General features: G+C 40.4%; 20 protein-coding genes. 17 read left to right on the plus strand and 3 right to left on the minus strand.

The features are described 5' to 3' along the window. Positions 1-475 precede the first annotated feature (475 nt). Positions 476-1,171, plus strand: a complete 696-nt coding sequence (locus tag HMO_RS14910; RefSeq protein WP_010303920.1) for an FAD-dependent monooxygenase — start codon at positions 476-478, stop codon at positions 1,169-1,171. A gap of 945 nt (positions 1,172-2,116) precedes the next feature. On the opposite strand, the gene HMO_RS0111765 is transcribed toward HMO_RS14910, so the two are convergent. Further along, a complete protein-coding gene (locus HMO_RS0111765) occupies positions 2,117-3,091 on the minus strand; it encodes a ParA family protein (protein ID WP_010303922.1) in 975 nt (324 codons plus the stop codon). Between the two features lie 398 nt (positions 3,092-3,489). Here HMO_RS0111765 and HMO_RS15865 point away from each other — a divergent pair, with 398 nt between their 5' ends. Then, positions 3,490-4,548, plus strand: a complete 1,059-nt coding sequence (locus tag HMO_RS15865; protein ID WP_010303924.1) for a DnaA N-terminal domain-containing protein — start codon at positions 3,490-3,492, stop codon at positions 4,546-4,548. A gap of 15 nt (positions 4,549-4,563) precedes the next feature. Here HMO_RS15865 and HMO_RS15870 read toward each other — a convergent pair whose 3' ends face one another. Next, positions 4,564-5,025, minus strand: a complete 462-nt coding sequence (locus HMO_RS15870) for a GNAT family N-acetyltransferase (protein ID WP_175282126.1) — start codon at positions 5,023-5,025, stop codon at positions 4,564-4,566. Positions 5,026-5,425: 400 nt separating this feature from the next. On the opposite strand from HMO_RS15870, the gene HMO_RS0111780 reads away from it, so the two are divergent. The 3 genes from HMO_RS0111780 to HMO_RS0111790 are packed head-to-tail and all read left to right on the plus strand — an operon-like array spanning position 5,426 to position 9,685. Next, positions 5,426-6,748 carry a flavin monoamine oxidase family protein gene (locus HMO_RS0111780; RefSeq protein ID WP_010303932.1) on the plus strand — a complete coding sequence of 441 codons (1,323 nt, stop codon included), beginning with the start codon at positions 5,426-5,428 and terminating at the stop codon, positions 6,746-6,748. Positions 6,749-6,753: 5 nt separating this feature from the next. Continuing rightward, entirely contained in the window at positions 6,754-8,154 is a 1,401-nt protein-coding gene (locus tag HMO_RS0111785) for a HAMP domain-containing histidine kinase (protein ID WP_010303935.1), read from the plus strand. Beyond that, a complete protein-coding gene (locus tag HMO_RS0111790; protein ID WP_139016886.1) occupies positions 8,114-9,685 on the plus strand; it encodes a hypothetical protein in 1,572 nt (523 codons plus the stop codon). The genes HMO_RS0111785 and HMO_RS0111790 overlap by 41 nt, the downstream gene beginning before the upstream one ends. Here HMO_RS0111790 and HMO_RS14925 read toward each other — a convergent pair. Then, positions 9,674-10,132, minus strand: coding sequence for a helix-turn-helix domain-containing protein (locus HMO_RS14925; protein WP_010303940.1), 459 nt, complete (start codon positions 10,130-10,132; stop codon positions 9,674-9,676). The two genes, HMO_RS0111790 and HMO_RS14925, sit on opposite strands and share 12 nt — an antisense overlap. A 471-nt stretch (positions 10,133-10,603) precedes the next feature. On the opposite strand from HMO_RS14925, the gene HMO_RS0111800 reads away from it, so the two are divergent. From HMO_RS0111800 to HMO_RS0111855, 12 genes are all read left to right on the plus strand, one after another. Continuing rightward, complete coding sequence (locus HMO_RS0111800; RefSeq protein WP_010303943.1) at positions 10,604-11,005, plus strand: hypothetical protein; 402 nt, start codon at positions 10,604-10,606, stop codon at positions 11,003-11,005. Between the two features lie 13 nt (positions 11,006-11,018). After that, a complete protein-coding gene (gene traL, locus HMO_RS14930) occupies positions 11,019-11,306 on the plus strand; it encodes a type IV conjugative transfer system protein TraL (RefSeq protein WP_010303946.1) in 288 nt (95 codons plus the stop codon). Between the two features lie 6 nt (positions 11,307-11,312). Next, positions 11,313-11,903 (plus strand): type IV conjugative transfer system protein TraE, encoded by a 591-nt coding sequence (gene traE / locus HMO_RS0111810; RefSeq protein ID WP_010303949.1) that lies wholly within the window; start codon positions 11,313-11,315, stop codon positions 11,901-11,903. Then, on the plus strand, positions 11,884-12,591 hold the full coding sequence (locus tag HMO_RS0111815) for a TraK domain-containing protein (RefSeq protein ID WP_010303951.1): 708 nt from the start codon (positions 11,884-11,886) through the stop codon (positions 12,589-12,591). Before traE ends, HMO_RS0111815 begins: the two co-directional genes overlap by 20 nt. Continuing rightward, positions 12,573-13,847 carry a TraB/VirB10 family protein gene (locus HMO_RS15875; RefSeq protein ID WP_010303953.1) on the plus strand — a complete coding sequence of 425 codons (1,275 nt, stop codon included), beginning with the start codon at positions 12,573-12,575 and terminating at the stop codon, positions 13,845-13,847. The genes HMO_RS0111815 and HMO_RS15875 overlap by 19 nt, the downstream gene beginning before the upstream one ends. Beyond that, complete coding sequence (locus HMO_RS0111825; protein WP_010303955.1) at positions 13,844-14,209, plus strand: TraV family lipoprotein; 366 nt, start codon at positions 13,844-13,846, stop codon at positions 14,207-14,209. The genes HMO_RS15875 and HMO_RS0111825 overlap by 4 nt, the downstream gene beginning before the upstream one ends. A gap of 4 nt (positions 14,210-14,213) precedes the next feature. Beyond that, positions 14,214-16,712 carry a type IV secretion system protein TraC gene (gene traC / locus HMO_RS0111830; RefSeq protein ID WP_083821310.1) on the plus strand — a complete coding sequence of 833 codons (2,499 nt, stop codon included), beginning with the start codon at positions 14,214-14,216 and terminating at the stop codon, positions 16,710-16,712. 11 nt (positions 16,713-16,723) lie between these two features. Beyond that, on the plus strand, positions 16,724-17,080 hold the full coding sequence (locus HMO_RS0111835; protein WP_010303963.1) for a hypothetical protein: 357 nt from the start codon (positions 16,724-16,726) through the stop codon (positions 17,078-17,080). Positions 17,081-17,165: 85 nt separating this feature from the next. Then, positions 17,166-17,408, plus strand: a complete 243-nt coding sequence (locus HMO_RS0111840) for a hypothetical protein (protein WP_139016887.1) — start codon at positions 17,166-17,168, stop codon at positions 17,406-17,408. After that, complete coding sequence (locus HMO_RS14940; RefSeq protein WP_010303970.1) at positions 17,405-17,896, plus strand: S26 family signal peptidase; 492 nt, start codon at positions 17,405-17,407, stop codon at positions 17,894-17,896. Before HMO_RS0111840 ends, HMO_RS14940 begins: the two co-directional genes overlap by 4 nt. A gap of 1 nt (position 17,897) precedes the next feature. Beyond that, on the plus strand, positions 17,898-18,536 hold the full coding sequence (traW, locus tag HMO_RS0111850; RefSeq protein WP_010303971.1) for a type-F conjugative transfer system protein TraW: 639 nt from the start codon (positions 17,898-17,900) through the stop codon (positions 18,534-18,536). Beyond that, complete coding sequence (locus tag HMO_RS0111855) at positions 18,523-18,966, plus strand: hypothetical protein (protein WP_029449047.1); 444 nt, start codon at positions 18,523-18,525, stop codon at positions 18,964-18,966. The genes traW and HMO_RS0111855 overlap by 14 nt, the downstream gene beginning before the upstream one ends. Positions 18,967-18,969 lie beyond the last annotated feature (3 nt).

Below are 18,969 nucleotides of genomic sequence, written 5' to 3' on the forward strand. Positions count from 1 at the left end.
TTAATAGCCGCTTTCTATTAATTTAACCGTGGGCTTAAACTTTACTCAGATTACATTAAGAACTTTGTTCCATAAGCGTATAGGAATAAAACATAGTGATAGGTTAGTCTTTAAGTAGTATAAAAAGGCGGCCAAACGGAGAAAATTTTAAAGCTCAGCGTCAACTAGCATTCCTGTATCGTAATGATCAAAGGGTTGAGAAGGATGAAATGTTAGCAGCTAATTGGTCTTAGAAGACTGCTAAAAATAATTACTAAAGCCCCTCATAGCTAAGTTTATATGCAAAACTAGCTTGGCAATAGACAACATTAGAATAAGGAAACCAGAGCAATTTGCAAGCTTGCTTGCAATTGACAGTACCCTCATTATGATTCTACTTTGACAACAGTCTACCTTTTATTGAGATGTTTATTGAAGTTTTCATACCATTAAGGCTACTCTAGAAATAACTTTTTATAGCATTGATCAATAATTTATGCATCATAAATCAGACGTATGTATTTTAGGGGGCGGCCTTGTTGGAGGGGTAACAGCCTTAGCATTAGCCAACGCGGGGTTAGCAGTAACTGTTATAGATATTGAAACACCAGAACGCCTGTTAGACCAAAAACTAGATGGCCGGACCACTGCCGTCAATCTAGCCTCTGCTCAATTTTTTTCTACAATTGGCTTATGGCACTCTATGCAAAATTATGCAGCGCCCATTAACTTCATCAAAGTGTATGAGGGCGGCCAGCCGTGGTCGATCAACTTTGACCATCGTGATCGTGGCACGGAACCTATGGGCTATATTGTCGAGAATCGCTATATTCGGCAAGCAATTTTTGCGGCAGCTTTAAATCACCCGTTGATTAATTGGCAAGCGCCGGCCAAGACACTGGCAAAGAAAATTACTCAGCCTCAAGCTACCATTTATCTGGAAAATGGTTGTGAGATTAAAACCTCTCTGATAATTTGTGCTGAAGGCCGCCATTCGCCGAGCCGGGAAGAAGCGGGGATCAATAAAAAGCAGTTCCCTTATGATCAAAAAGGATTAGTCTTTTCGGTTTATCACGACCAACCCCATCACAATATTGCCTGGGAGGTTTTCCACCCTTCTATGATGGTACATTATTTGCTAACAGTCTTATGTCCGCCGTTTGTCCAACGATATACTTTTAAGCTTTTCTAAACTATGAGGAGAAAGCTCATGTCGTTCATTTGTCCACTGTTTGCCACCCTATAAAAAAGCAATGTTTTGAAATAAGATCACTATTAAAAGAAAGTGGGGAATTTTAAATAATTATAGTGGGACCAACCTATGACGGTAATTTTTGTTGCTAAGAGTCTCATGTCCACCATTTGTCCACTATTATTTATGGTGCTGCTAAATTAAAATACATAAAATAACAGGAACTATATTGTGTCGAATGTTTACATTTACTTAGAGTCCTCTAAAGGCCTTTCTTTGGGATCTATAAATTAGAAAGGCGAGCTTATAGTTCTAAAAATATTATGCTATCTATAATCTTACATAATCAGAATGTTATTATGGAAGAATATTAATTATAAATGAGCGCCATCCATACCGTCCTTGTTGAGATAATGCAACGCTAATAATTCCCTTCTTAATTAAACGGTCTAATGTTCTCTTCAAGCCTGATTCAGGAATTCCTATAGCGTCAAGAATTTGATTCTTATTTATTAGCGGAGTCGGTCCTCTAGAATTATTAGCTAAGGATAAAATATATTGATAAAGCTTTTTCTCATTACCAAATAGAAAAGCAGGGGAACTTAGTACCGTTTTATCCTTAAAATTAGTCTTACTCTTATCGGTTGATTTAAGTTTCCTATTAGCTAGAGAGCTATCATCAATTATAGGTGAACTTGATTCACCTGTAGGCTGATTAGGAGAAAAATTATCAGTATAGCGAGAAAAATCTGTCTCCTCATTTGATCTTGGATTAGGTTCTAATAGCTCAGAGTTTTGAGTGTCGTCTATTTGTCCACCATTACAAGTAAAATTTTTGCCGTTGTACGGCCTTTCTTCAGAAGATATGTCAGCTTTTCTTATCTCAACTTTTCCAGCCGTTATCTTAGTTTTATTTTTTTTAGTAACTCTTCTAGACGCATCTATTTACCCTTTCCCTTTTTTTGGGGACCAGTCTCTCAATCCTAACAATTCGCGGGTTAATTCATCAACATCTTCCCGCGCCGCTGATTTCTTTCCATTTTCAAATATTGACCTTTTTTCATGAACAGAATTCTTAAACTCAGTGTCAGTTCTAACAACAATAGGTATTAATTTATGAAGCATAGCAGCATCTTTAACTAAAGCATGCATATATATAGCGCCCAATTTTTCACGAGCATCATATTTGTTCCAAACTAGTTTATACTCAAGATCTTTTAAATTAAAATCTTTCTTAATCATCTCTATTTCTGAGACACTAAATTGCATACCATCAAGAGCATATTGATCGGGGTTGACTGGTATTACAATTAAATCAGAACCGCAGGTTACTGAAGCATTAATTCTATTAATTGCAGGCGGGCAATCCATAATTACCAAATCATAATTACTGCGAATTGGTTCTAGGAGTTTACGAAGCATATCTCTAATATTTAAAGAAACTTTCTGAGACATTTCATAGTCGAGACGAGAGTTATTTAGATTAGAGGGGATAATATCGAAAAATTCATTTACACTAATAATAGCATCCTTAATATCACATTCTTGCCTGAAAATGTTAAGAAATACTGGCTTAGATCTAGTCTCTATATTGAAGCAACGAGATGCATTTCCTTGCTGATCAAAATCAATAAGAAGAACTTTAGCACCATATTGTGCACAGCGATAAGCAAAGTTTGTTGCTAGGGAGGTTTTTCCGGCTCCCCCTTTAACTACTTGAAAGCTAATATTTAGATTTGGATAATGAAAATCCCTCTCGCATAACAGTTTTCTAATAACATTTGAGGGAATAATAATTCTCTTATTCTGATTCTGAGCTGTTTCCTCAGACTGATTGTTTCGCTTTTCAAGCAAAGTATAAGCCGTTGATTTACTGATTCCCAACCCATAACTTAATTCAGCTGGCGTTAATCCAATCATTTTTTTCTCTCAAATTTTACATTATATAAAAATCTTACTATAGAAATTTTTTTGTTAAAAGACTCTTTTTTTTTCAGAAAAAATATCTATAATGAAATTATACCATTTATACAGCTCGATTGCGATCAACAATTGGGATTGCACTACGTAAATGTTAAAGAGAGGAATAAATTTGGTGAAATTCACTATTTAATAGAAAACCCCTGCGGTCAACAGGGGCATCTAAATTGTGTTTACGCGAGAAACGTAACACTATAAATCTAACTTTACACTATCATTATATCATGTTAGTGTCAAGACGTTCTGTTTCTCGCGTAAATCTTAACGAATTATTTCGGAGGTTTATGCGATGTCTTTATTTCTGTCGTATCAACATCTGCTTTCTTTGGAGAAAACAGATGTCATATAATAAAACTACGTCTCGGGTAGTTATGCTTGAGACAGACGCAATTCGTCACTTTGGGGCAACTACAGCAGCATTTCTTAGTCAGCTCAATTATTGGATACAGGGAAACAAGTCAGGTGTTATCCATCAAGGAATGCGCTGGATTTTTAATACAGCACAGGAATGGGGTGAGCAGATTGGCATATCTGAGCGTCAAGTACGCCGAATTGTAGCGGAATTAAGAAAATCTGGCATAATCTTAGTAGAAAAGCTTGCCGATTATAAGTCAAATCGTACAAATTACTATACGATAAATTATGATAGACTCAGCCAGCTTTATCAAGAGCAACAGCTGTCATCAAATGCTTCCCAAGTGGCACGATCATCCGGACAAGATGTCAGGATGGTTAAAACAAAGCTTACAAACAAGAAAAATATTTTATCTGACAGACAGGATGAGTATCAAAAATCAGGATCAAAATCTTGCCCGTCCAATAAGTCTATACCTGCAGCTATTTCCACATTTAGTAAGCAACTAGACTGTGAAGCAAAAAAAACTAATTCTATTCAAGATATGCTCGCCTATTGGAATGCTATCTTTCCAAATAATGCGGTTGAAATGAATTCTAATCTAGCAAGGTTGCTTATGGCAGCCCTAAAAACAAAGTTCAACTCAGATATGCGTCAATGGCAACATTATTGTAAAACCCTTGAGTCTAGTGCTTATCTTACAGGAAAGGGGTTCAATTTATCCATTTATTGGGCCTTAAAGTATGTAACTATAGAACGGGTCAAAGTCGGCGATTTTGGAGTTAAAGCGGTTTCAATGCCTGAGGAGAAACATCAACTTGAAAAGGATTATATTGAACAGATTAATTGTTTATCGGAGTCAGAGAGATGTAAAGAAGTGCGTATGAAACTTCTTAAGGTTTACGGAGCATATGCTTATAGAAATTGGTTTCAAGCCTTGAAGTTCTTCGTAAGTGATGAAAAAATTAGTTACATTGCGCCGAACCTTTTTCATGCAGATTATGTAGCACGTGAATATAGGGAAATTCTTAGTCGAGTGTAGGGGCAGGCAATAAAATTACTTGTTGTTGGAAAGATCCTTTTTTAAATGATACTGTTTATAATTTTTATGGAAACCTTCTCTTATAAATTCTAATTTAAAGCCATGTTTTATATAGAAGTCAGAGCACTGCCACCATTCCATAGTAGAAACGGAAAGAAAGTTAAGATTACGTTGTTTAGCTATTTCTTCGGCCTTTGCAAGAAGTGAGGAGCCGATCTTCTGATTTCTGTAATCAGGCTCTATCCATAGAATATCAATAATAAAAGCCCCATAGAATTCATACCCAGACAATCCCCCAATAGTTTCATCTTTTTGATTCTTTACTGCAAGAGCAATACTTTGCACTTTTTTTAAGCCTGTTTTAGATACAGCTTCATTAGTAATCTTTGTCCCCAAATAGCTGTCAAATTCCTCAGGATCCTCCGCTTCAACGATCTTAAAGTTATACCTATCTGCATATGCAAAATTATTAGACATCAAGAAGCATCCTAAGATTATAATTAAGAACAATTTTTTGAAAGGCATATATCTTATATTTGCAACCATAGAGTGATTTCTCTCAATTTATCAACTTACTTAACTTAAATATACATAATCTATAAGATAAATGTTGTATCACTTCTTGTAATTATAATATAAGTGACATATTTGTGCACCTGCAGGTATGGAAGGAGGCTAAGGTCTTAACTTTCCTTACATATAGCACAAATTATTTACAAAGTACCTCCGTTTCCATTCCCTTAACTAAATAAGGAGAAATTGATTTCCCAGAAAGGCTTTTTGAATGTTACTAAAAGAGTTTAGGAGATACCTTTTGTCGAGAACAATAATTATTTGTTGCCTTATATTTTCAAAATTGGACGTTTGGAGTTCTGAAATGCCAGAAGAGCGAGTTGTAATTATTGGTGCCGGATTATCAGGATTAACTGCTGGTTACCATCTTAACAAGCAGGGGATAAAGGTGGATATTTATGAAGCTCGCAATAGAATTGGAGGAAGAGTACACACCCATTATTTCCCAGATGGTTCTTTCGAAGAAGCGGGAGGTAAAGAGATTAATGATGGAGGAGCAGCCGAAAGATTGAAAGCATTAGCTAATGAGACCAAATGCAGGATTAGAATAGAAGAAGAAACCTACAAGGTCGAAGCAATAAGCCAAGACAACTTCCATCCAGAAAATCTGTTCAATTTATCGCTTAGCTTAGATGCACAAATTTTGGTAGATTCTCATCAATATTCAAATCTAGGAGCACGCTTGGATAAATATCTTGGGAAAAATGCTTATTTTAGGAGGCTGGTTGAGACTTGGATTTCATGTTATGAAGGTGTAAATAGTCATGAAATATCAGATGAAAAAGGAAAATTAGTTCTCACTTGGCTTATAAATCGCATAGATCTGGGTATTAATGGTTTAAATAACGGAAGAAAAAGGCCAACTATATTTTTTGCTGAAGGAGCCTCAAAATTTGTAGAAAAATTAGCCGCCCCCTTACAAGATTGTATCCATCTGAATATGCCATTGCTAAGTATAAAGAGCAATAAGGATAAGGCTTTATTAGTATTTAAAAATGGCCAACAAATCGAGGCATCTCAAGTGATTTTGGCTACGCCTTTTCCTTCTTTGGCATCAATACAAATAGATTCTTCCCTTTGGCCAGAATTGCAGAAGAATCAGACATTAGGAGCCCTTAGAGAGGGGGCAAACGCAAAGATTCTTATTTCTGTAAAGGGATACAAGGTAGATGTGCCTTTTACTTTAACACCGCATTTTACTGCCTGGTGGAACTTTGATCGGACTGTACTAACAGTCTACTTTGGAGGCAGGGACTCATTACAGTCCTTTAGTACGCAAAAAGAGCAGAAGAATATTTTTAATCAAATCTGGCCTATACTTTGCCAAGTTTATTCTCATCTTAAAGATAAAGACATAACCGTTGAAGACTGTTTTTTTCTAAATTGGAATGATGAACCTTTTTCAAAGGGAAGCTATTCGTTTGTAAAAAGTGGTAATGAAGATTTGTATGAAATAACTTGTAAAAGCTTTCAGCATGAATGCCGTAAAATATTTGAGCCGCTTAAAGGCTTAATATTTTTTGCAGGCGAGCACACTTCTTTAACACACCCCAGCACAATGGAAGGTGCAGTTGAGTCAGGAGAGCGGGCAGCTAGAATGGTTGCTCATCAAATTTTTAATGGATAGGAAATATGAAAGAGATCTCTCCTAAAGTTAAGTTTGGAATCCAATTCTTAGGTGCTTTTAGCTTATACTTCAGCTGTATTTTATTAGCCGAGGTTCTTGATATCAGAAAAGAATTTTCAGAGAGAGTGGGATATTTTACAGATCAAATTGCCAGTGAGATTAATAAAGGGATATGGGGAACACGTCTTGCTCTGTTAGAGGCGGAGAGAGCCAGCAGTAATAAAGCCGAAGAAAGTAATTGGCATGCCTTAGGGGCTCAAGATATCCAAGAACTATCGGCGTTCAGTTTAAAATTCATAGCTCAACATTATTTTAATGGAAAGAGTCAAAATACAAAGCTAAGCCTTAACTCTGAAGAGCTGCATTTACCATTTTTACCTGAGATATTTGTGGGCTATATAGTAGATTTACAAGCTCAAGATTTTGCTTATAAGCAACCATCTTCTGTATTCTTAAAAGAAAGACTTAATCTACGCTTATTCCGGCAAAAAAATCTTTTGGCTCCTAATTTAGTTCTCATAATTGGTTTATCTCCTCACATTGATTTTTATTATATACTTCAAAAAATTCGAGAAAAGGCCCTATTTGGCTTTATTATCTTTCTAGGATTTAGCCTGCTTTTATTCCGAAGAATTATAAAAGTGCAGGAAGCCCTCAAATTTGAAAGAATAAGCCTTCTGGATCAAACTATAAAGCATGACAAATTAGAAAACTCATTTAAAGTGAATCAAGAGTATCAAAGCGATATCTACAATTATTTTATTGAAACATGTCAGTCCATCAATGAATTATCCAATATCCTTAAAGAAAGTAAACAAAAAGGGTCTAAAATAGTTTTTTCTCCATTACACGAAGTAAATTTTTTAGAAAATATAGATAGCTTAAGCTCTAACAAGTTACAGAACCGCGTAGGTTTTAAAGTAGAGAAAATTAACGTTAAAAATTTAATATTAGAAGTTTGGTCTTTACTTTATGAAGAGATAACAGTGAAAAGTATCAGAATCAGTATCGTAATAAGAGATGAGGCAGAAATATATAACGATAAGTTTAGATTAAAAATACTGCTGGTTAACTTAATAACTCGATCCATCCTCAATAGCCCTCAGGGCGGAACTCTTATATTTAGTGAAGATCGAGATGCAGATCAAAACTTATATCTTAAGCTAAAAGATGAAGCTTATGAGGATAGTCTCGACTGTAATATTGAAGGAAAGGAATCCATTTTCATTATAAATTCAGATCAATTAAGTGATCTAGCTAGAATACTTCAGATAAGTTTCTATAATAATCATAAATCTAGCCGTGGAAATGATTTGTTAATATGCTTGCCTATAACGCTTAAGGATCCTGATGAAAAAATAAAGTGTGAATGGGGAAATAGTAATGTTTTTAAACTACCTTATTAATTCCTTATTATATATCAATCTTGCTATTGGACAAATGGTTGCTTGTAGAGCTACTGATTCACATCAGTTTTTCGCTATTCTCCATAAGCAGGATAATTATCTCACAGAGTATATTTTAAGGCTTTTATTCTTGCTCGGCGGGCAAAACATCTCATTTGATATCCTCTTAAATGGATTAGAAGATAGCATTGAGAACAAGAAAGAAGTAGCTCTTTCCCTGATTAGAGATCTTGAAAGTAAAAATGTTTTAAGAACATCCATTGAAGACGGAGAACTTTTTATAAACTTACTCATCCATGGTGACGCTAGAAAAAGCATAAGTAATAAATATGCTTGGCAGGGCTCTATTCAAGGAGCTTTTCGGTTACTATCCCAGGCTTTCAATAAAGATTGGGAGCATCTAATTGTGTATGCGCGAGAAAACCCTCAAATTATTCAGATCGCTGAAAATTTCTTCAGCATTCTTGAAATATTGCAAGAGCAACCAGAAGATGTGCTGCCAATTCAGATCCATCTCTTAGAATACTACATGTATGCTACAAGAGAGCACAGCAAGGCTATTGAGCTAATGCAAAAAATAGAAAGAAGCCCTAATTTTAATCAGCTTTCCCCGGAGCTTTATGCACTCTTTATAAGCAACAAGGGAAATATTGTATCTACTCACTTTTCTTCTAAGCCAGAACTAGTCAAAATAGTTATCAAAGAATTGGAAACAAGTTTTAAGATATTTCATGAAAAGAAAAACTATGGAGAAGCTCTGAGGATTTTATCTTGTTGGGCACAAGCTCACATTATTGGCGGTAATTTGGAAAAAGCTATTTCCCTCTTACGAGATGGAGAGAGCTTGGTTACACGCGTTGATAGGGATCGCTATAAAGCAATTTATTATTATGTTTACTCATGGTGCTCCTTAGAAAGTGGAGAATATGAAAAGAGCTCATATTATGCAAATAAAGCAAGTTCACACCTTCATGCTAGCATACCTACACCATTGCATTTCTTCTCAAGAAATCTCAATGCAGATGCTTTGTATAACTTGAGGCGTTATAAGGAGGCCTATGAAGTAGCTTGCCGTTCCCTGAAGGAGGCTACAGATTTTAATTCCAATAGAGCAGCAGATTGGAAAGGAGAAGCTTTAGTTGTTATGGCTAAGTGTGCTTTACGATCTAAACAATTTAGTCTGGCTGAAAAACATATTAATGAGGCTGATATAGAGTATTTCAATTTTTTTAAATCATCTGTGAAGCATATCGATCAAGCTGCATTAAAAACAGTAAAAGGAGAAATTTTATTAGAAAAAGGAGACCTTGAAGCAGCAAAAGTAGCCTTTGAGGAAAGCCAGAAAATATATTCTACTTTATTAAATAAAGATTCCTGGTTCGATGAACAGGGAATTTTGTTTGAGCTACTTGCAGTTCTCGCAAAGAAGATGGGAGATAATCCCTCAGTATTATATTATTGGAAAGCACATAAAAAACAGTTTGGAGCTACACATCCAAGGACCATAAGAATTAAAGCTTTATTGGCTTAAGGCTTTCTGCAGATTTTTCTTGATGAACCATTCACCGAATCTCTTATCAACCAACTTTTCTTCAGTTCCTAAGCTAAAAGTATAGATTTCTCTTATAAAAAAGAGAATTTCCTCAAAAGAGGGGGTATAACCTTTGCTGTTAAGGTAGTGATCAACGAATTCAATAGTGTCAATTGCTAGCCTTTTCACCCAAGGATGCTGCTCATTCATTTGTAAGCTTTGAGGTTCAGGAATAGAGGGTGGCTGATCTCTAACTAATTCGTCCACAGTACATCCTAGTGTATTAGCAATCGCTAATAAGGTTTCCATTGTCGGATTTTTTGAACGGCCAATTAGAATATTCCTTACGGCACTTACAGATAGGCCGGCTCGCCTCTCCAAGTCGGCTGGAGTCATATGGGCCGATTCTATTAAGTTTGCTAATTTCTTTACAATAATTTTAGTCATGCATTCTTCTTAATTATATCTTCTAATAAAACCATATAAGATATCTCCCTGTTTAACAAGGTGAGAGCTTTGTAATTTAAAAAAGAAACTCTTATTAACATCAAAGCTTTATATGAATAAAAGTATCTCAATTAAAACAATAAATACCTGACAGAAATATAAGAGTATCTTCTCAATAGTTCAACAATTCTCTACAAGTAAATTATTTAACCACTGAATGGTAAGATAAAAAACTTAAATTTTTAACACAAAACATTGTACAGAAACTTAAAATATATGTATGCTTACTTATATAGATAAGTATCTATGCTAATACGCGAGAAACAGAACAAAATTTTTAGCTTAGTAAGTCAGGAGCAGAATTACATAGAAACCCTGCAAAACCTCAAAAAATTGAGCATCTGTAACGATTGGAGGAGTTTTTATTGTCGTAAAGAGATAACAATTTAAAAGCACAAAAGGAGGAGTTAGATGAACTTAGAGTTAGAAACCCAAGGGGGCTTCAGAGATAGAGCGAGAGAAATAGGGGTTAGATCGTTTGTTTTCCTTCAGAAACATGAGGCGGTGGTCGAGAAACTCGTATCTTTCAACCGCAGTTTCTTTTATGTAACGGTTGGGTTAATGGTTGCCTTATCTATGATTGATTGTGCGGATGCAATAACCGTTCAATCTTTGAAAGCTCCGATTCAAGAGTTAAAGAAAGAGATCTTTGGGGGATGGATGTTTGTTGTCCAAATCATTTCTGCGGTTGGGGGAATTGTCATTTCTGTTATTGCTCAAAGCTTAAAACCTCTAGGATGGGGTGGGGCGACTGCTGTAACAGCCCACTTTTATGACAAGTATATTGGCGATGGTAAATCTGGTTTGATTTAGTAGGAGACTCTTCATGTCGGGTAACCGTCACCTTATTCTTAATCATGTGGATAGCCCGCTCAAATATTTATTATGGACAAAAGGAGAAGTGGCCTTATACATAGGTCCGCTTATGGGCGGCTTAGTTTGTGACCAATTGACCGTGGGAATAGCTATATGCGCCGCCAATTACTGGCTCAATAGACAGTATAAAAGGAGGTTCGGCAAAGGGCAATTCCAAGCTGTGGCTTACTGGTTTTTACCTTCTCACGGGCAGTTAAAGAAGCTCCCTCCCTCTCATATCCGAGAATATTTAGGGTAGAGTCCGATGAAGTTCAATTTGAGAGAAAAACGTCTATCGCATCTGGTGCTCCAACGCAATGTGTTGGCTGGCTTAAGTGCGAGTCTGTTAACAATCTGTACAATTCAAGCAGCGTGTTTATTCTTCAAATCAGAAAAAACAATCGTGGCTCCTTTGGAGCTGGAGCATAGCTTTTGGATAGAAGGAAACCGGTTTTCTCCCAACTATTTAGAAGAGATGGCGGGGTATTATACCCATCTGCTCTTAGATGTCACCCCAGCCAATATTCTCTATCAAGGCGATGTCTTGTTAAGAGCGGCCGAACCAGCATCCTATGGCACGCTCAAACAGAAACTCTTTGAAGAGAGTCATCGCTTAAAAAAAGAGAACCTATCTTTGGCGTTTTCACCCGTTGAATTTCAGGTTTACCCGGACCACCTGATGGTTGACGTCACGGGGGACTTAATGAGCTATGTAGCCGATAAAAGGGTCTCTCAAAACCGAGAAACCTATCGTGTCACCTTTTCTTCTCAAGGATCTCGCTTGTTCTTGAAGGGGTTCTCGTTGGTGGCATCAGATAAGAAAGAAGAGGAGTTCAATGATCAATCGCAAGATTAATGCTATGGTGGTCGGCTTAGGGATCTATTGGGCAACCGCTCTCTATGCCGGGTCTCAAGTCATCCATATCGATGCAAACACACGCTTAGAAGCTACCATTGCCCGAGATTATTTGAACCGAATTGCGGCGTCGAATGATCGCATTACGGAAGTCTTTGGCGATGAAGCGACTTATGCGATCCAAACCGATGAGGTTAAAGGCCAGATCTTTATTAAGCCCTCTGAAGCCAATGGGCTCAAACCCATCTCGTTAACCTTAATTACAGAGTCGGGTCAGGTCCAAGATTTGACCTTAAAGCCCAGTGACCAAGGGTCTGCGACGGTGATCTTGAAAGGCTCTAAAAAGAGTTCTCCTAAGGTTGAGGCTTCGGCTCAGTATTTGGAGTCCCCTTTACCCGTGCAAGAAAAAATGATCCGGGCTATGAAAATGTTGGTTCTAAGTCAGTTTCCAGAAAGTGACAGAGAGCGGCCCGATCGCAAAGAAGTCGATGGGGTGTCGATTCGGCATAAAAAATCTTTCCACGTGGGACCTTATCAGGGGCATCATTATGAGCTAACCAATACCACAGAAACCTTACTGGATCTGGATGAAAAAGCCTTTTATCAGATAGGAGACCTAGCCTTAAGCTTAGGAGCTAAGGTGCTTCAAGCTCAGGGATCCACATCATTATGGGTCATTCACCGATGAAACTGCCAAAACTCGCCTTAGATCAGATTAAACAGCGTCAAGTTATGCTCTTTTGGGGACTTGTCAGCGTAATAACGCTACTTCTTGTTACGGTTGTCGTCTTACTCGTCAACCAAACAGAAGGCAAGATCGATCCTCAACGGAGCTATAAAAGCGAAATTTCAACCGCAACGGCGCGGCTGAGCCCGCAAGAAACCTGGATGGAGCAGGTCAAAATTGAGAATGAGTTACAAGCCAAACGGCTAGAAGCTCTTGAAAAAAGTCTTGAGAAGATTCTCAAGCTCAACTCAGAAAAAGCCCCCAAAGAAATTGACCAGCCAACTCAAGTGGCCGAGCTTCAATCGGAACTCAAGCAAAGCATGCTTCCGTCTCAAGAGCTACCTATGGCCCCCAGCGGTTATCCAGGGGTTTCCCAACCTATAAGACAGCCAGCCTTTCGCTCGGCAGGAATTCAAAAGATGAGCCTCAATCTCGTCAATTCGCGCCAAGATCAACTGCTTAAAACGGTTGACAACTATATTCCAGCGGGTTCATTTGCCCCAGCGGTAGTGTTGGAAGGGGTAGATGCCAGTACCTCAGTGAATGCGCAAGGTGACCCTCGGCCAATCACCCTGCAAATTACGGAAGATGCCTACTTACCGTCAAATTATCGCTCGAAACTCAAAGGCTGTTTTGTCACCGCAGCTGCGGCAGGGGATATGTCGTCGGAACGGGCTTATGTGCGCTTAGAGAAACTGAGTTGTGTGGAGAAGAAAACTGGCGAAGTGATTGAGATCAATGTGAAAGGGCATTTAGTCGGCGGAGATAGTAAAGCCGGTCAACGAGGCCGTTTAGTCGATCGTACGGGGCCGTTAATGCGTAATGCGGCGGTAGGGGGATTCTTGTCCGGAGCGGCGGAGTTTATGAGTCAGAATCGCAACCCCATTAAATTCTTACCGTCGGGCTTGGCGGAAACCCAAACAACCCCGACCACGGATCTCTTAGGGCAAGGATTTTCCAAGGGAGCTAGCTCTGCTTTGGATAAGTATGCCGAGTATTACATTAAACGAGCCGAGCAAATGCAGCCTATTATTGAAGTTGCCTCGGGGCAAGAAGTGGCGGTGATCTTTACTGAAGGATTCTCTTTGTCCGAAAGTCTGACCCGTACAGCGATCTCGAAAGCCAATGACCATAAACGCTATCAACAACTGAATCAGATCAGTGAGGGCGAAAAACCGGTTGAGGCATGGTTACCTAAGGAAGGAGAACACCCATGAAAAAGACCTCTCTACTATTGCTGGCAAGCTTGTTGTCAGCCTGTACCGTTGGTCATGAAGAGTTTAACTGTCCCAATGACTCTAAAGGGTATGGCTGTAAAGGTCTTAAAGAAGTCCATGCCTTGGTCAATCAAGACAAAAAAGAGGAGGCCCCTATCCTCAGTCCTATCGCCCCTCATAAGGTTGATCTGAGGAAAGTTGCCTCTTCAGATCAGGCGATGATCCAACGCGCTCAAGAGGAACACTTACGCATCTGGATTGCCCCGTTCCAAGATGACCAAGGCAACTTCCATGAACCCAGCGTCATTCATACGGTCATTCGGCCATCTTACTGGCAGATGAATACCATTAATTGGGAGTAGAGAGATGAGAATGTTGGCGAAGTTAGGCGAAAAGCTGTTTCAAAGTTTTGGCGAACGGGATTATGGAGATGCGGGCCAATCTTCTATTCGGGATGCCTATGCCCAAATGGCGGCCTTTCATAAACTGTGTGATCTGTTTCCTTATGACAGCTTTGATGAAACCTATGCGGTGTTCATTAATGATGAAAGTGTCGGGTTTATCGTTGAAACACCCCCGCTTGTGGGCTCGTCAGAAGAGATGCAACGGGAGATCTCGAATCTGTTTCTCAACATTTTTCCGGAAGAATCCGGTATCCAGTTTATGCTTTGGGCGGATCCTCATATTGGTGACCAGTGTGAAGCGTATTGCCAAGCCCGGGCCGGGCAGGGCGAAATCTATGAAGAGATGGCGAAACATCGCGCCGCTTATCTGAAATCGTTAGTGTTTAACTCGAAACTCAGCCCGTTTGTTTTACGCAATTTCCGCTGTGTGATCAGTTTTAATATCAAAACGGACAAAGTTACCTCCTTTGTTTTAGAGCGCGTCCATCAAATTCTGACCCAAGTGACCTCGACGCTTGAGATGGTCGGGCTCTCGGTCAAAGTGTGGCGGCCTGAAGATCTCATCAATACCTTGCAGGGGATCCTTCATCTCGATTTAGAGCAGACAAATGCTGAGACCTACCCTTGGAATCCATTGCAACGCCTATCAGATCAGTTGCATGACCCCTCGTCTAATGTTGTCCTCAAGTCTAAAAAAATCTATTTGAACGATGGGAAGATAGAAGCGCGGGTGTTGAAAGTAATGCAATACCCGCCGGAATGGTCGTTACATGCTATGAAATTGCTGATTGGGGATGAGCAACGGGATTTAGCGCAAATTCCCTGCCCGTTTATTTTACATTATGGGATTTATATTCCTAAACAAGAGGCCCATAAGACCAAAATTCTAACCAAGGCGGCCTATGTTGAGCACCAAGCAAATTCACCAATCGGTAAACATTTGCATTCTATTCGACGAGAAGCTGCAGAGTTGGCGTTCGTGAAAAATGAGTTAGAAAAGGATGGCCGGATTATCTATAGCGAGATGAATCTGGTCCTCTTATCTACCCCGGATCAGATCACCAAAGCTCAAAGTATCGTTACTAACTATTATGCCTCAAAAGAATGGAAGTTGAAGCCAATCACCTTTACAACCTTTCCCAGCTTTTTAATGGTTTTCCCGATGATGTGGGACGAAGAGCGGGTCCAGGATGTTTTGAAACTTAAAATGCATAAAACAACTTTATCGACGGAATCAGAGAATCTCCTTCCCCTCCAAGGAGAATGGCATGGGACCAAAACTCCGGCCCTGATGTTGGCCGGTCTAAATGGCCAATTATTTAACTGGTTCGTGTTTGACAATAACTCAGGAAACTTTAATGGGGCTGTGATGGGTAAATCCGGCTCTGGCAAGTCGGTCTTGATGCAAGAAATAACTGCGGCAACGCTGGGGATTGGCGGACAAGCTTTCATTCTCGATGTCGGCCGCAGCTTTGAGAAAATGTGTCTAGCGCTCAAGGGGCAGTTTATCCAGTTTACCTCTCACACCCCTATCTGTTTGAACCCATTTTCTTCTGTTCCGACCGATCATCTGGAAGAGACTGCTGACTCTTTGTCAGCTCTCAAATCTGTATTAGGGTTAATGGCGGCGCCCACTAAAGGATTATCCGATATTGAAAGTTCGATCTTAGAAGAAGCGATGATGAGCGTTTGGGAAAACCAAGGCACAGACACCACAATTTCAGACATTGCCACCTATTTGACCTCCAGTTCGGATCCCCGCTCTAAAGATCTTGGCCGGATGTTGTTCCCTTATACAAAAGACGGAAGCTACGGTCGATTCTTTAATGGCAAATCCAATGTTGATCTAGATGATAAACTGTTTGTGGTTGAGTTTTCTGACCTAGAGTCCCGACCGGACTTGAGGTCGGTCGTTCTTCAAGCTATGTCCTTAAAAATTACTGATCGCGTCTATCGCTCCGATCGCTCTTATCCTCAGATGTTAATTGTTGATGAAGCCTCGGACCACTTGATGAATATCCATGAAAGCAAATTATTCGATACAGCGACCCGTCGGTTCCGTAAATATCAAGCGAGCATCATTATCGGGACGCAAACAGTCGAAGATTTCTTTCAAAATCCTGGTGCCGAAGCGGCTTTCAATAACTGTGAGTGGCAATGTTATTTGAACCAAAAACCGAGTGCGATCGAGCTGTTAAAAAAGAATAGCAAACTGGTTTTAACACCAAAGCAAGAAGCCCTCATGAAATCGTTGAAAACTGTGCAGGGGAAATATTCGGAAGTGATGATTAATGGTCCGGATGGGTATGCGGTGGGGCGGCTTATCTTGGATCCGTTCTCGATCCTGATGTATTCGACGAAAGGCCAAGAATATACCTTGGTCAAGAAACTCGTCGACCAAGGGTATAGCGTCAATGACGCGATTCAGATGCTGATGGATTCGAATCGGCACGCAGCATAAGGAGGAAGAGGATGCGCAAAGTAATGGTGATCTTAGTCTTGGCCGGAAGTTCTCTGGCAGACTCGGGGAGTCAGGTAGACCGGATTCCTTATGCCAAGCCGGTCGTGAGAATCTCTCTGCCACGAGTATTAGAGGTGATGGGTCGCCTGCAAGAAATCGAGCGCCAAAATGAGGCGCCGAGAACTCTTTTATTGTATACCCTGGACGATCGACTCGAAAAGCTGATGCATCACCTGAAAGGCTTGATCCACGCCTATGAGCAAGAGGAAAAGGTGCGCTTGGATATTACGGCGATCGAGGAAGATACACCCGATTATACGGATGACTTTATAGAAAAAATGAATCAGAAAGTAGGCCACAATGAATAAATGGATGGGAAGCGTGATGGCGGTCATAACGGTTATCAGTTTTGGAACCGTTCTTTGGAGCGCCCAAAGCCACCCGAAGTACGGGGTGATCGACATCAACTACATTGTAGTTGAGCAAGCGAAAATCTTGGCGAAAAAAAATCCAAACGCGCCTGTATCGCCGCAGCGGCTTCGGCAAATTACCGACCACCTTAAAGAAACAGTGGGACAGTGGTGTGCCGACCACAAGGTCCTCTTATTCTCGAAAGGAGCCCTATGGGGCGGAGAGCTACCCGATTACACCCAAGAAATCTTGACAGTCCTTGAGTTGCCAAGGAGCGACGCATGATCTCGATGGAGTTTCTCAAATCGCGTCAGCAATGGAAGCAGTGTGGAATAGCCTTCATTGTCGGGATGCTGGGCATGAAAGTAGTGGAAAAGAATATCCATTTTGTGGTAAATAGCACAGATTCCTTGCCTTACAAAGCGTTCCTTCATCTCCCCAACAAACTGCCGCAGAAAGGGGACTATACCTTGATAGATTCGATTTGGTACGACGCCAAACTGATTAAACAAGTGGTGGGGGTTGCGGGGGATGAAATTGCTTATACCCCGCAAGGCGAGTTAAAAATTGGGAATCAGGTTGTGGGCACACCCAAAAGCCAAAGCCGAGATGGGCGTCCCTTGACTCCCCTCAAACCCCAGATTATTCCAACAGGCAAAGTTTTTCTGTATGCGCCCCATTCGTCAAGCTTTGATTCTCGCTACGAAGAGCTTGGGTTGGCGCCGATTGAAGCGCTTCAAGGCACCGCTTATCCTTTAGACCGGGGGTCCTAGGATGCGACTTTTATTTCTAGTGGTACTCTTGGCTTGTCATATTAGCTGCCCAGCAAAAGATCTAGGGTGTTTTGGTGCTACTTTTCCGATTGCAGAAGAAAGCTTGCTACAGGTGCTGGAGTCTAAGCTTACCCAGATGTATCAGTCCGGCCAACTTGAAATCCATCAAAAGCAGCTGCAAGAGCGGATGTCTCATAAGGCGCTAAATCCGTTAGCGGTTCCGGGGCTGAGGCGGGCCCAAGAAGCTAAAACCTTTCTGTATGATCCCAGCATCACGGTGCCCTATGACCTCAAAGATCAGGACGGGCGCATCTTTCATGGCGCCGGTACCCGGGTCAATCCTTTGACGACCCATCGATTGACCAAGCCTTTACTCTTCTTCAATGGCGAGGACCCTGATCAAGTTGCGTGGGCTCTCTCGCGCCACCAGAAAGATCCCAGGAGCAAACTGATTCTCGTCCAAGGATCGCCGTTCCATCTCTCCCAAACTCACGAGCTTCGGTTTTATTTTGATCAAGGAGGCGCCTTAATCAAAAAATTGGGGATCCGCGAAGTTCCGGCCCTGGTGACCCAACACGAAGATCACCTAAAAATTACTATTATTGACCTGACCCAGGAGACGCCGCATGACACCAAATAACCTACCGCCGCACCGACCTTCTCTGTTCCAGGAAATTGTGGGGCTGTTAAAAGATCATCCTCAAGCTGCTAAATGGCTAAAATTCATTGGCGGCAGTTACCTGATTATCCAGGTCCTGACTCTTTTCTTTGGGGCTGCCATTCTCTATACGGTCTGGAATGCCTTTCACGAGAACAAGAGCCGTTTTGACAATCACCTCGCTGAGCTTAATCAGCTTGTCAACGACCCAGAAAAGAAGTCTGCTTTTGAAGACTTTGTTGAGCGATTTGATCGATCGGTTGAAGAAATTGACCGCTGGAATACGACCAAGGAATCAAGACCACCGATTTCCCCACCACATCAGCTTACTCTTGGAGATAGCTTGGTCAAGGATTTACATTCCTCCCCAGATGCCGAGGATAACGAGCCTGAACCAGTAATTAACCGCTAGCTT

It is taken from the genome of Candidatus Odyssella thessalonicensis L13 (assembly GCF_000190415.1).
In the GTDB taxonomy this organism is placed as follows: domain Bacteria; phylum Pseudomonadota; class Alphaproteobacteria; order Paracaedibacterales; family Paracaedibacteraceae; genus Paracaedibacter; species Paracaedibacter thessalonicensis.

Excerpts from the sequence above, each read along its gene's own strand:
- HMO_RS0111835 (WP_010303963.1), top strand. The coding sequence starts at position 16,724 with ATGCGCAAAGTAATGGTGATCTTAGTCTTGGCCGGAAGTTCTCTGGCA.
- HMO_RS15870 (WP_175282126.1), bottom strand. The coding sequence starts at position 5,025 with ATGTCTAATAATTTTGCATATGCAGATAGGTATAACTTTAAGATCGTT.
- HMO_RS0111825 (WP_010303955.1), top strand. The coding sequence starts at position 13,844 with ATGAAAAAGACCTCTCTACTATTGCTGGCAAGCTTGTTGTCAGCCTGT.
- HMO_RS0111785 (WP_010303935.1), top strand. The coding sequence starts at position 6,754 with ATGAAAGAGATCTCTCCTAAAGTTAAGTTTGGAATCCAATTCTTAGGT.
- HMO_RS0111780 (WP_010303932.1), top strand. The coding sequence starts at position 5,426 with ATGCCAGAAGAGCGAGTTGTAATTATTGGTGCCGGATTATCAGGATTA.
- HMO_RS14940 (WP_010303970.1), top strand. The coding sequence starts at position 17,405 with ATGATCTCGATGGAGTTTCTCAAATCGCGTCAGCAATGGAAGCAGTGT.
- HMO_RS15865 (WP_010303924.1), top strand. The coding sequence starts at position 3,490 with ATGTCATATAATAAAACTACGTCTCGGGTAGTTATGCTTGAGACAGAC.
- traW (WP_010303971.1), top strand. The coding sequence starts at position 17,898 with ATGCGACTTTTATTTCTAGTGGTACTCTTGGCTTGTCATATTAGCTGC.
- HMO_RS15875 (WP_010303953.1), top strand. The coding sequence starts at position 12,573 with ATGGGTCATTCACCGATGAAACTGCCAAAACTCGCCTTAGATCAGATT.
- HMO_RS0111765 (WP_010303922.1), bottom strand. The coding sequence starts at position 3,091 with ATGATTGGATTAACGCCAGCTGAATTAAGTTATGGGTTGGGAATCAGT.
- traC (WP_083821310.1), top strand. The coding sequence starts at position 14,214 with ATGAGAATGTTGGCGAAGTTAGGCGAAAAGCTGTTTCAAAGTTTTGGC.
- HMO_RS0111815 (WP_010303951.1), top strand. The coding sequence starts at position 11,884 with ATGATCAATCGCAAGATTAATGCTATGGTGGTCGGCTTAGGGATCTAT.
- HMO_RS0111800 (WP_010303943.1), top strand. The coding sequence starts at position 10,604 with ATGAACTTAGAGTTAGAAACCCAAGGGGGCTTCAGAGATAGAGCGAGA.
- traE (WP_010303949.1), top strand. The coding sequence starts at position 11,313 with ATGAAGTTCAATTTGAGAGAAAAACGTCTATCGCATCTGGTGCTCCAA.
- HMO_RS14910 (WP_010303920.1), top strand. The coding sequence starts at position 476 with ATGCATCATAAATCAGACGTATGTATTTTAGGGGGCGGCCTTGTTGGA.
- HMO_RS14925 (WP_010303940.1), bottom strand. The coding sequence starts at position 10,132 with ATGACTAAAATTATTGTAAAGAAATTAGCAAACTTAATAGAATCGGCC.
- HMO_RS0111855 (WP_029449047.1), top strand. The coding sequence starts at position 18,523 with ATGACACCAAATAACCTACCGCCGCACCGACCTTCTCTGTTCCAGGAA.
- traL (WP_010303946.1), top strand. The coding sequence starts at position 11,019 with ATGTCGGGTAACCGTCACCTTATTCTTAATCATGTGGATAGCCCGCTC.